11 protein-coding genes are annotated in these 11,533 nt (G+C 72.0%); 5 read left to right on the top strand and 6 right to left on the bottom strand.

Features of this window, described 5'->3' with window-relative positions; translation table 11 throughout:
- Nucleotides 1-77: 77 nt before the first annotated feature.
- The 3 genes from AC0B9F_RS18955 to AC0B9F_RS18965 are packed head-to-tail and all read right to left on the bottom strand — an operon-like array spanning nucleotide 78 to nucleotide 2,040.
- On the bottom strand, nucleotides 78-1,073 hold the full coding sequence (locus AC0B9F_RS18955) for an aldo/keto reductase (protein ID WP_472003994.1): 996 nt from the start codon (nucleotides 1,071-1,073) through the stop codon (nucleotides 78-80).
- Between the two features lie 2 nt (nucleotides 1,074-1,075).
- A complete protein-coding gene (locus AC0B9F_RS18960; RefSeq protein ID WP_472003996.1) occupies nucleotides 1,076-1,279 on the bottom strand; it encodes a DUF397 domain-containing protein in 204 nt (67 codons plus the stop codon).
- Entirely contained in the window at nucleotides 1,276-2,040 is a 765-nt protein-coding gene (locus AC0B9F_RS18965; RefSeq protein ID WP_472003998.1) for a helix-turn-helix domain-containing protein, read from the bottom strand. Before AC0B9F_RS18965 ends, AC0B9F_RS18960 begins: the two co-directional genes overlap by 4 nt.
- Before the next feature lie 122 nt (nucleotides 2,041-2,162).
- On the opposite strand from AC0B9F_RS18965, the gene AC0B9F_RS18970 reads away from it, so the two are divergent.
- A complete protein-coding gene (locus tag AC0B9F_RS18970) occupies nucleotides 2,163-2,594 on the top strand; it encodes a hypothetical protein (RefSeq protein ID WP_472004000.1) in 432 nt (143 codons plus the stop codon).
- Here the strand turns inward: AC0B9F_RS18970 and AC0B9F_RS18975 are convergent.
- Together AC0B9F_RS18975 and AC0B9F_RS18980 are read right to left on the bottom strand one after the other, a co-directional pair.
- Nucleotides 2,566-3,159, bottom strand: coding sequence for a Uma2 family endonuclease (locus AC0B9F_RS18975; protein WP_472004002.1), 594 nt, complete (start codon nucleotides 3,157-3,159; stop codon nucleotides 2,566-2,568). The two genes, AC0B9F_RS18970 and AC0B9F_RS18975, sit on opposite strands and share 29 nt — an antisense overlap.
- Nucleotides 3,160-3,231: 72 nt before the next feature.
- Entirely contained in the window at nucleotides 3,232-3,906 is a 675-nt protein-coding gene (locus tag AC0B9F_RS18980; RefSeq protein ID WP_472004004.1) for an SGNH/GDSL hydrolase family protein, read from the bottom strand.
- 100 nt (nucleotides 3,907-4,006) lie between these two features.
- Between AC0B9F_RS18980 and AC0B9F_RS18985 the strand changes: the two genes are divergently transcribed.
- A complete protein-coding gene (locus AC0B9F_RS18985; protein ID WP_472004006.1) occupies nucleotides 4,007-4,975 on the top strand; it encodes a WD40 repeat domain-containing protein in 969 nt (322 codons plus the stop codon).
- A 77-nt stretch (nucleotides 4,976-5,052) separates the two neighbouring features.
- Here AC0B9F_RS18985 and serC read toward each other — a convergent pair whose 3' ends face one another.
- Nucleotides 5,053-6,171 carry a phosphoserine transaminase gene (serC, locus tag AC0B9F_RS18990; RefSeq protein ID WP_472004007.1) on the bottom strand — a complete coding sequence of 373 codons (1,119 nt, stop codon included), beginning with the start codon at nucleotides 6,169-6,171 and terminating at the stop codon, nucleotides 5,053-5,055.
- Nucleotides 6,172-6,326: 155 nt separating this feature from the next.
- Here serC and AC0B9F_RS18995 point away from each other — a divergent pair, with 155 nt between their 5' ends.
- The 3 genes from AC0B9F_RS18995 (at nucleotide 6,327) to AC0B9F_RS19005 (ending at nucleotide 11,500) form a co-directional block, all read left to right on the top strand.
- Nucleotides 6,327-9,233 (top strand): FAD-binding and (Fe-S)-binding domain-containing protein, encoded by a 2,907-nt coding sequence (locus tag AC0B9F_RS18995; protein WP_472004009.1) that lies wholly within the window; start codon nucleotides 6,327-6,329, stop codon nucleotides 9,231-9,233.
- A gap of 93 nt (nucleotides 9,234-9,326) precedes the next feature.
- The gene (locus AC0B9F_RS19000; protein ID WP_472004011.1) at nucleotides 9,327-10,292 is read left to right on the top strand and encodes an EamA family transporter; all 966 of its coding nucleotides are present in this window, start codon (nucleotides 9,327-9,329) and stop codon (nucleotides 10,290-10,292) included.
- Nucleotides 10,293-10,705: 413 nt separating this feature from the next.
- Nucleotides 10,706-11,500, top strand: coding sequence for a TIGR03084 family metal-binding protein (locus AC0B9F_RS19005; protein ID WP_472004013.1), 795 nt, complete (start codon nucleotides 10,706-10,708; stop codon nucleotides 11,498-11,500).
- The last annotated feature ends 33 nt before the right edge of the window (nucleotides 11,501-11,533 follow it).

Below are 11,533 nucleotides of genomic sequence, written 5' to 3' on the forward strand. Positions count from 1 at the left end.
GTGGTGATCGTGGCGGCGGTGGCCGGGAAGTAGCCGGCCACCGCCCCGCACGCCTGCCGTACGGCCGCTCGGGCCTGCTACCAGGCGAACGCCTCCGGCGACGGACCCGGACCCGGGAAGATCTCGTCCAGCCCCGTCAGCAGCTCCTCGCTCAGCTCCAGCCCGGCCGCCTTGATCGCCGACTGAAGCTGCTGCGCGGTGCGCGGACCGACGATCGGGCCGGTGACGCCGGGGCGGGTCAGCAGCCAGGCCAGCGCGACCTCGCCCGGCTCCAGGCCGTGCTTGTCGACCAGGTCCTCGTACGCCTGGATCTGTGCCCGGGAGGACGGGTCCTTGAGGGTGTCCGCCGCGCGGCCGGAAGCCCGGCGTCCGCCCTCGGCCTCCTTCTTGATCACACCGCCCAGCAGACCGCCGTGCAGCGGCGACCAGGGGATCACCCCGAGGCCGTACTCCTGCGCGGCCGGGATGACCTCCATCTCGGCGCGCCGCTCGGCGAGGTTGTACAGGCACTGCTCGCTGACCAGGCCGATCGTCCCGCCGCGCCGGGCGGCGATCTCGTTGGCCTGGGCGATCTTGTAGCCGGGGAAGTTGGAGGAGCCGACGTAGAGGATCTTGCCCTGCTGGATCAGGACGTCGATGGCCTGCCAGATCTCCTCGAACGGGGTGTCCCGGTCGACATGGTGGAACTGGTAGACGTCGATGTGGTCCGTCCGCAGCCGCTTCAGGCTGGCGTCCACGGCCCGCCGGATGTTCACGGCCGAGAGCTTGTCGTGGTTCGGCCAGGGTTCACCGCCGTCGGTGGCCATGTTGCCGTACACCTTGGTGGCGAGGACGACCTTGTCGCGCCGTCCCTCACCCTTGGCGAACCAGTTGCCGATGATGCTTTCGGTACGGCCCTTGTTCTCGCCCCAGCCGTAGACGTTGGCGGTGTCGAAGAAGTTGATCCCCGCGTCCAGCGCCGCGTCCATGATGGCGTGACTGTCGGGTTCGTCGGTCTGGGGCCCGAAGTTCATCGTGCCGAGAACGAGTCGGCTGACCTTGAGTCCGGTGCGTCCGAGCTGCGTGTACTTCATGACTACTTAGCCAACGGCTTGAAGTGCGCTCGAAGCAAGGGGCTGCCGAGGAAGGTGGTCCAGGCGGCGGGGGAGAGGGTGAGGCGGGGGGTGGCGGGGGTTTTGGAGTCGCGGAGGTGGATGGTGGTGGGGCCCACGGCGACTTGGAGGCATTCGCCCTGGTCGCCGCTGTAGCTGCTCTTGAACCAGTGCAGATCCGCGCTCATAGTCCCTGTGCCACCTCATCGATCAGCTTCGCGGACTCGTCGGGGTTGAGAGCCTGCGCTCGCAGAATGCCATACCGTGCGAACAGCTCTGCGAGGTCCGGTTGTTCACTGACGAAGTAGCCACCGCTCGGGCCCTCGACGTAGGCGAACTGGCGGTGTTCCGGCGTCTCCAGCAAGATCATGGGCCCGTTGAGGCCGGCGTGCGACTGCCGGTCGTGCGGCATCACCTGGATCTCGACGTGGCGCAGCCGTCCGATGGTCAGGATGTGCTCCAACTGCTCCTTGAGCGTTTCCGGCCCGCCCAACGGCCGGGTGAGTGTGCTCTCTTCGAGTACATAGCCGACGAGCGGCCGGGGCTTGCGCTCGAAGAGCTGCTGGCGTTCCAGCCGCGCGGCCACGCGCCGGTCGATCTCGTCGTCGTCCAGCGCTGGGACATGACAGTTGTAGACGGCCCGTGCGTAGGCCTCGGTCTGGAGCGAACCCGGGATCACGTGGTTCTGGTACACGTGCAGGGCTGCGGCCTTGCGCTCCTCCACCAGGTAGTCCTCGGTCCAGGGCGGCAGCCCACCCTTGAACTCCTTTTCGGCCACCACCAGCAGTGCACCCTGTGCACCCACCACCCCGTCCGCGATCTCGACGAAGCTGCCCCTCGGGTAGCGCTCGCCCCGCTCCACCATGGCCACCTGGGACTTGGAATAGCCGACGTGCTTCCCCAGGCCCTCCTGCGTCAGTCCGGCCCGCTCTCGATAGAACCTCAGCAAGGCGCCGAACGTAGCCGACCCCCGTTCACCGGAGTACACAACCGCCTCCCCAAGTGCACAGCCCCGCACGGACGTTACGAACCCCTGGTCACAGTATGTGACGACCCGCAACCCTTTGCTGCATGAACGAGAGAATCGACGCCCCCTGGATCCCGGCCTGGATCCCCGCCTCCGGTCACGCGCTCCGCCACGCGGGCGTGCACTTCGACGCCGTACGGATCCGGGGTGACCAGGGCGAGCGCGTCGCCACGGAGTTGATGGTGTGCGCGGACTTCGACGCGGGCCCGATCGTCCGCGAGGTCAGCGGCGACCGGAACCTGTACTTCCTGTTGCCCCCGCAAACCGCGTCGGTGTTCCGCTGGCCCCCGGGTGTCCGCGCGCTGACCCGCCGTCACGGCACGCTCGCGTACGTGGGCGTCCCCGCGCTGACCGGTATGACGTGGCCGCTGTCATGGCGCTCGGCGCCCTCGCAGAAGGCGCTGTTCGTGACGGGGGAGCTGTTGCGGGAGGTGGTGGAGGGTGTCGTCAGTCGCGGGGGAAGCCGGCGGTCTTGAGGACGAGGTCGACGACGGTGCCGGTGAGGTCGATGTCGGTGCCGAAGTCCACCAGGGTCCTGGTTGCGTAGTCGCCGTCCTTGGGATCGGTGTAGACGTGACAGCGGCCTTGATATGGGTCGGCGACGACGTACAGGGGGACCTCGGCCACCGCGTAGGCGGTCCTCTTGGGCCCGTAGTCGTTTTGCGCTGTTCCCTTGGAGATGACCTCGGCGACGAAGTCGACGTCCTGGTAGCGCCAGTGGCCCTTGTCGTCCTTCTTCGCCGAATCCTTGAGCATGGCGATATCCGGGCAGAAGCCGTTATGGTCCCCCGGAAAGTCGATCCGGACGTCCGTGAACACCCTGACGCCCCTCCCGAACCTGTCCTCGAGGGCCCACAGGAACCGGCGGATGATCTCCCAGTGAATGTCCCGTTGCGGCGTCATGTAAACGTTGCCCCCGACGATCTCGACCCTGTATCCCTCGGGGACGGGCATACGCTCAAGCCGCTCGAACCATTCGTCCAGACTGATGGTGCTGGCGTCGGCGTCGGCCATCTCGATCCTGTCTTCGGCGACGGTCATCGTGGCGCTCCTCCCCGGCTGCCCCACGAACCGACACAGCCGCGCAGTACAACGATACGCACGGTGACCGTGTCACGGGCCGTACGGCCCGCCGACCCCCCACGCCTGCCACATGGCCTCCGCGAACGCCCCGGCAATCTTGTGCTCCCCGCTCGCGCTCGGGTGCGTCCCGTCGTAGGTGTCGGTGTGGAGGTCGTAGTCCCTCGGGGGTGAGGCGAGGAGGAGGGGTGAGGCCGGGGCGTCCAGGTCGGCGACGGCCTTCCCCAGCAGCTCGTTGAAGCGGGCGACCTCCCCCGCGAAGGGCTCGTCCGCCGTGGCGCGCACGTTGGGGATGACCGGCAGCACCACCATCCGCACCCGGCGGTTGGCGGCCCGGGCCCCCTCCACGAAGGCGGCCACGTTCTCGGCGGTCTGCTCGGCGTTGGTGTAGAAGCCGAGGTCGATCAGGCCCAGGGAGACGAGAAGGACGTCGGCCCGGCAGGTCCGCACCGCCTCCTCGATCAGCGGAGCCATGTGCAGCCAGCCCTCGCCCCAGCCTGCCAGGTGGGCGCGCGGGAACTCCGGGTCGGCGTAGGCGTACGACACGGGCGCGCCGGCGTGCTGGTCGTACAGTGTCTCGCGCGGGCCGACGATCTCGAAGGGGCCGCCGTATGTCGCGCACAGGTGCTGCCACATGCGGTAACGCCAGGTGTGTTCACCGGCGCTGCCGATCGTCTGGGAGTCACCGACGGGCATGAACCTGAGCATCCGCTCATCATGGATGATCGGCGCCCGGACGGCCCCCGGCGTGGGGTGTGAGACCGGCCACGGATCGGAGAACCGCCGCCCGGGATGGCACGCTGGGGGCATGCGCCGACCGTTCGCCCTGCTCGCCGGGGCCCTGCTCGTGGGTGCGCTCGCCGCGCCCGCCTCCGCCGCCGACGGCGACCAGGGGTTCACCCTTCAGGACCCGCGCATCACGGAGTCCAGCGGCCTCGCCGCCTCCCGGCTGCACCCCGGGATCTACTGGACGCACAACGACAGCGACGACGGGCCGTACCTGTACGCCGTGGACAGCTCCACGGGCCGTACCGTCGCCCGGCTCACCCTCAAGGGCATCGGCTCGCCCCGGGACGTCGAGGCCATCTCCATCGGGCCCGGCAACGAGATCTACGTCGGTGACATCGGCGACAACTTCGGCGGCCGCTGGCCGTATGTGTGGATCTACCGGCTGCCCGAGCCGAAGGAGCTGAGGGACCAGACCGTCAAGGCGACGCAGTACGTCGTGAAGTACCAGGGCGGTCCGCGCGACGCCGAGTCGCTGGTCGTGCACCCGAAGACCGGCCGCGTCTACATCATCGACAAGAACGAGGACGGCGGGCACCTCTTCGAGGGTCCGGCCAGGCTGTCCACTTCCGGGACCAACCTGTTCCGGCCCGTCGCCCCCGTCGACCTGTGGGCGACCGACGCCGCCTTCTCGCCGGACGGCGAACACCTCGCCGTACGCGGCTACTTCGGCGGCATCGCCTACGACTGGAACGGCGGGAAGATCCGCAAGACCGGCCGGCTGAACGTGCCCCTGCAACGGCAGGGCGAGGGCGTCACCTACTCCGTCGACGGCAAGAAGCTGCTCTACAGCAGCGAGGGCGCCGGGAGCGAGGTCGTCGCCCAGGACGCGCCGGGCGGCTCCGCCGGCTCCGGTGCGGGGCACGGCCCTTCGGCGGCGGGCGAGGGCGGCGGGGGCGGCCGGAGCATCACTGTGACGACCGGCGCGCTGGCCGTGGCCGCCGCCTGCCTGGCCTTGTTGGGGCTGCGGCGGCTGTTCCGGCGGGGCTGACGGCGACCGGTTGCGTGAGACGCGCGAGGGGCGCCCGGTGTGACACCGGGCGCCCCTCGTCGTCGTAGCGACTGCTGCTACAGCTTCTCGATCACGTAGTCGACGCACTTCGTCAGCGCCTCGACGTCCGCCGGGTCGATCGCCGGGAACATCGCCACGCGCAGCTGGTTGCGGCCGAGCTTGCGGTAGGGCTCGGTGTCGACGATGCCGTTGGCGCGCAGCACCTTGGCGACGGCGGCCGCGTCGACCTCGTCGGTGAAGTCGATCGTGCCGATGACCTGCGAGCGCTTGGCCGGGTCGGTGACGAACGGCGTCGCGAACTTCACGTCCTCGGCCCAGCCGTACAGGGTGCGCGCGGAGGTGGCCGTGCGGCGCACCGCCCAGTCCAGGCCGCCCTGGCCGTTGAACCACTCGAGCTGCTGGTTCAGCAGGAAGAGCGTGGCGAGCGCCGGGGTGTTGTACGTCTGGTTCTTGCGGGAGTTGTCGATCGCGGTCGGCAGGGAGAAGAACTCGGGGACGTGCCGGCCGGAGGCGTGGACGCGCTCGGCGCGCTCGATCGCGGCGGGGGAGAAGACGCCGATCCACAGGCCGCCGTCGGAGGCGAAGGACTTCTGCGGCGCGAAGTAGTAGACGTCCGTCTCGCTGATGTCGACGGGCAGGCCGCCCGCGCCGGAGGTGGCGTCGACCAGGACGAGGGCGCCCTCGTCGGCGCCGGCGACGCGCTGGATCGGCATGGCGACACCGGTCGAGGTCTCGTTGTGGGTGAACGCGTACACGTCCACGCCCGCCTCGGCCCGCGCCTGCGGGTGCGTGCCCGGGTCGGCGGAGACGACGGTCGGCTCGTCCAGCCACGGCGCCAGCTTGGCGGCCTTGGCGAACTTGGAGCTGAACTCGCCGAAGCTGAGGTGCTGCGACTTGTTCTCGATCAGACCGTGGGTCGCGATGTCCCAGAACGCGGTGGAGCCGCCGTTGCCCAGGATGACCTCATAGCCGTCGGGCAGCTGGAACAGCTCGGAGATGCCCTCGCGCACCTTGCCGACCAGGTTCTTCACGGGCGCCTGGCGGTGGGAGGTGCCCAGCAGGGATGCACCGGTGGCGGCGAGGGCGTCCAGCGCCTCGGTCCGCACCTTGGAGGGACCCGCGCCGAAACGTCCGTCGGCGGGCTTGATGTCAGCGGGAATCTGGATGTCGGCCACGAGTCGGAGGGTATCGGCTGGGCGAAACCGGACGGAAACGTGTCCGTCCGATGAGACAAGATCGCCAGCGGTGGACTTGTGAGGTTGTACGACTGGAGGGGTGCCGCTGTGGACAACTTCCGGTGACTGTCGGTGATCGGATGCATCCTGGACGCATGACGGATCTGGCAGGGCTTCAGACGCTTCGGGCACAGCTGCGGGGGGCCGTCCGGGGCGAGGTCGGCTTCGATGCGACCGCCCGGGCGCTCATGACCATGGACGCGTCCAACTACCGGCGGGTCCCGCTCGGCGTCGTCGCGCCACGGGACGCGGACGACGTGGCCGCCGCGCTGGAGATCTGCCGGCGGCACGGCGTGCCGGTCGTCGCCAGAGGAGGGGGCACGTCGATCGCGGGGCAGGCGACGGGCACGGGCGTGGTCCTGGACTTCACCCGGCACATGAACCGGCTGCTGGAGCTCGACGCGGGCACGCGGACGGCGGTGGTGCAGCCGGGGCTCGTCCTGGACCGGCTCCAGGAGGCCGCCGCGCCGCACGGACTGCGGTTCGGCCCCGACCCCTCCACACACAGCCGCTGCACGCTCGGCGGCATGATCGGCAACAACTCCTGCGGGGCGCACTCGGTGGCCTGGGGCACCACCGCGGACAGCGTGCGCGAAATGGACGTCATCACCGCGCGCGGGCGGCGGCTGCGGCTCGGGCAGGGCTGGGCGGGCGCCCCGGACGGCCTGCGGGAGCTGGTGGACGGCGAGCTGGCACGGCTGCGGACCGGCTTCCCGCAGCTGCCCCGCCGCATCTCCGGGTACGCGCTGGACGCGCTGCTGCCGGAGAAGGGCGCGGACGTGGCGCGCGCCTTCTGCGGCAGCGAGGGCACCTGGGGCGTGCTGACCGAGGCGGTCGTACGGCTGGTTGAGGCGCCGCGCGCCCGGGCGCTGGCCGTGCTGGGGTACGCCGACGAGAGCGCCGCCGCCGAGGCCGCCGCCGGGCTGCTCCCGCACGGGCCGCTGACCGTGGAGGGCATGGCCGCCGACCTGGTGCCGTCGACGGCGGGGCTGCCGCGGGGCGGGGCGTGGCTGTTCGTGGAGACGGGCGGGGAGTCCCCGCACGAGGCACGTGCGGGTGCGGAGGCGATCGTGCGCGCGGCGGACGTGCTGGACGCCCTGGTGGTCACCGACCCGGCCGCGCAGCGTGCGCTGTGGCGTGTGCGGGAGGACGCGAGCGGCACGGCGACGAGGATGCCCGACGGCTCGGAGGCGTGGCCCGGCTGGGAGGACTGCGCGGTCCCACCGGCCCGGCTGGGCCCCTACCTGCGGGAGTTCCGCGCGCTGCTGTCGGCGCACGGGCTGCGCGGCACGCCGTACGGGCACTTCGGGGACGGCTGCATCCACGTCCGCATCGACTTCGACCTGCTCACCGAGGCCGGCGTCGGCCGCTTCCGCCGCTTCTCCGAGGAGCTCGCCCACCTGGTGGTCGCGCACGGCGGCTCGCTGTCCGGGGAGCACGGCGACGGGCAGGCGCGCGCGGAACTGCTGCCGGTGATGTACGGCACGGAGATGGTGTCGGTGTTCGAGCGGGCCAAGGCGGTGTGGGACCCCGACGACCTGCTCAACCCCGGCATGCTGGTCCGCCCCGCCCCGCTGGACGCCGGTCTGCGCTTCTCGGTGCTCCCGCGCGAGCCCGTGGACGTGGCCTTCGGCTACCCGGCCGACGGCGGCGACTTCTCCGCGGCGATCCGCCGCTGCGTCGGCGTCGCCAAATGCCGTACGACGGAAGTGTCCGGACCGGCCGTGATGTGCCCGTCGTTCCGGGTCACCGGCGAGGAGGAGCACTCCACGCGCGGACGGGCCCGGCTGCTGCACGAGATGCTCGCCGGGGAGGTGGTCACCGACGGCTGGCGTTCGCCGGAGGTGCGTCAGGCGCTGGACCTGTGCCTGTCCTGCAAGGGCTGCCGCTCCGACTGCCCGGTGGGTGTCGACATGGCCACCTACAAGGCGGAGTTCCTGCACCATCACTACGCGGGCCGGCGCCGGCCCGCGGCGCACTACACGATGGGGCGGCTGCCTCAGTGGCTGCGCTGGGTGGCGTCACTGCGCGCGGCGGGCGCGGTGAACGCGGCGGCGTCGGTGCGGCCGCTGGCCCGGGTGGGCAAGCGGCTGGGCGGCATCGCGGACGAGCGGGAGATACCGCGGGTGGCCCGGGAGACGTTCAGCCGGTGGTGGCGGGGGCGGCCGCCACGCACCGGGGGCGGCGATCTGGTCGTGCTGTGGCCGGACACCTTCACCGAGCATCTCTCGCCCTCCGTCGGCCGGGCTGCGGTGCGGGTGCTGGAGGCGGCCGGGCTGCGGGTGGTGCTGCCGCCGACCCTGCGGATGCGGGGGCGGCCGGTGGGGGACGGGCGCTCGCGCTCGGCGGCCGCGCTGCTGACGGCCCGCCGGGGCCGGGTGTGCTGCGGGCTGACCTACCTCTCCACCGGCCAGCTCGACCGGGCACGTGCGGTGCTGCGGCGCACGCTGGAGCTGATGGCGCCGGTGCTGGAGACGGACGCGCCGGTCGTGGTGCTGGAGCCGAGCTGCGCCGCCGCCCTGCGCGGCGACCTGCCCGAGCTGCTGCACGACGATCCCCGGGCCGCCCGCCTGGCGAAGCGGGTGGTGACCTTCGCGGAGGCCCTGGAACGCCACGCGCCCGACTGGGCGCCGCCGGTCCTGGACCGCCCGGTGACCGGCCAGACCCACTGCCACCAGCACGCGGTACTGGGCGACGCGGCGGACCGCCGGCTGCGCGAGGCGGCCGGGCTGACGGGGGAACTGAGCGGTGGCTGCTGCGGACTCGCCGGGAACTTCGGATTCGAGCGCGGGCACTACGAGGTGTCCAGGGCCTGCGCGCAGGAGCAGCTGCTGCCGTCGGTACGAAAGGCGCCGCAGGACGCGGTGGTCCTGGCGGACGGATTCTCCTGCCGGACGCAGCTGGAGCAGCTCGGCGGGGTGCGAGGGCGGCACCTGGCGGAGGTGCTGGCGGCGGCGCTGGACAGGAATCCCTCCCTCCGGGACAGTGGCAAGAGGGCCTGACACCCCTGACCGGGTTCAGTATGCTGGACTCAACAGTCCATCGTAGTGAACACTGATGGAGTCCTCCCGCCGAACGAGCACCTGGAATTGCCCGTGACCCGCCCCGACGCCGTCCGCTCCGCCTCGGTGACGTCCGCCGCCACCGCGGCGACCCCCGAGGCCGCACCCGCCACGGCCGCAGCCGCCCAGCACCCCCGCCGGATCGACTCGCTCGGCCCCGTCGGCCTGGTGCTCGCCGGCGGTGTCTCGGTGCAGTTCGGCGGCGCCCTCGCGGTGACGCTGATGCCGCGGGCGGGCGCCCTCGGCGTGGTGTCGCTGCGGCTGCTCGTCGCGGCCGTGGTGCTGCTGCTGGTCTGCCGGCCCCGGCTGCGCGGCCACTCCCGCGCCGACTGGGGCACGGTGGTCACCTTCGGGATCGCGATGGCCGCCATGAACGGCCTGTTCTACTCGGCCGTCGCCCGCATCCCGCTGGGCCCCGCGGTCACCCTGGAGGTACTGGGCCCGCTGGCCCTGTCGGTGCTGACCTCCCGCCGTGCGCTCAACCTCGTCTGGGCCGGTCTGGCGCTCGGCGGCGTCTTCCTGCTCAGCGGCGGAGGGTTCGGCGACCTCGACCCGGCGGGCGTCGCCTTCGCGCTCGGGGCGGGCGCGATGTGGGCGACGTACATCACCTTCAGCGCGCGCACCGGGCGCCGCTTCCCGCAGGCGGACGGGCTGGCGCTGGCGATGGCCGTCGGCGCGGTGCTGTTCCTGCCGCTGGGCGTCGCCGAGGCCGGCACGCGACTCGTCGACCCGGTGACCCTCGGGCTCGGTGCGGCCGTCGCGCTGCTGTCCTCCGTCCTGCCCTACACCCTCGAACTGCTCGCGCTGCGCCGCCTGCCCGCCCCCACCTTCGCCATCATGATGAGCCTGGAGCCCGCCATCGCCGCGACGGCCGGCTTCCTGATCCTCGGCCAGGCCCTCTCCCCGGTCGAGTCGGTCGCGATCGCCCTCGTCATCGCGGCGAGCATGGGGGCGGTGCGGACCCAGGTGGGGCGGGGGAAGACCGCGCGGAACGCGTAGACGCCGTCCGCGCGGGCCGGTCGGCCGGCCGCCTTCTCCCACACCGAGCTTCTCCCACACCGACACGTGCCGGCGGCTCTCGCCGGTGAAGGGGGAGCGGTCCCAGCCCTGCCGGCGGGCGCGCGGCGCAGTCCCGCGAGCCGGGCCATCAGATCCGGTTCCGATCCAGTTCCGATCCAGTTCCGAGGGCCAGACATACGGGAACGGGATCGAGACGTAGGAGCTGGTGCCGTCCTCGCGCACCGTCCTCGCGCACCGTCACGTGGTGCGAGCTCATCGACTGCGTCGCCACGTCGTACAGGCCGAAGCCCAGCCGTGAGCCGTCCACCTCCGGTATCTCCGGACGTCCGTGTGGCCCAGAAAATCATGCAAGCATGCTTGATTGTTTCCTGGTCCGCTGCCATGCTCGCCCCATGTCAGATCCGACGCCCGTGATCGACGACCTGCGTGACGAGAGCGACGAACTCGACGGCCTGGTGGCAGAGTTGAGTGACGAGCAGTGGGCCCTGCCCACCCCGGCTCCCGGCTGGACCGTCGCCCACCAGATCGCCCACCTCGCCTGGACCGACCGCTCGGCCCTGTGCGCCGTCACGGACGCGGACGCCTTCCGCGCCCTGGTGGAGCAGGCCCTCGCCGCACCGGACACCTTCGTCGACGAGGGCGCCGAAGAGGGGGCCGCCCTCCCCCCGGAGACCCTCCTGCGCCGCTGGCGCGAAGGCCGTACCGCGCTCGACAAGGCGCTGCGCGCGGCCCCGCCCGGCGCACGTTTCCCCTGGTACGGCCCGCCCATGGCCGCCGCCTCGATGGCCTCCGCGCGCCTGATGGAGACCTGGGCGCACGGCGAGGACGTGGCCGGCGCGCTCGGCGTGCGGCGCACCCCCACGGACCGGCTGAGGCAGGTAGCGCGGCTCGGCGTGCGCACCCGGGACTTCGCCTTCGGCCTACGCGGACTGACCGCGCCCGCCGGCGAGTTCCGCGTCGAACTGCGCGCCCCCTCCGGCGACCTGTGGACCTACGGCCCCGAGGACGCCCCGCAGCGCGTCACCGGCCCCGCCCTCGACTTCTGCCTGCTGGTCACCCAGCGCGCCCACCGCGCCGACCTGGCCCTGCGCGCCGAAGGCCCCGACGCCGACGCCTGGCTGGACATCGCCCAGGCCTTCGCCGGGCCGCCCGGCGCGGGGCGCCCGGCGACGGGGGAGGCGCGATGAGCGGGGGCGCGCCCCGGGAGAGGGAGTCGGCAG

The sequence above is a fragment of the Streptomyces sp. NPDC097129 genome (assembly GCF_055668065.1).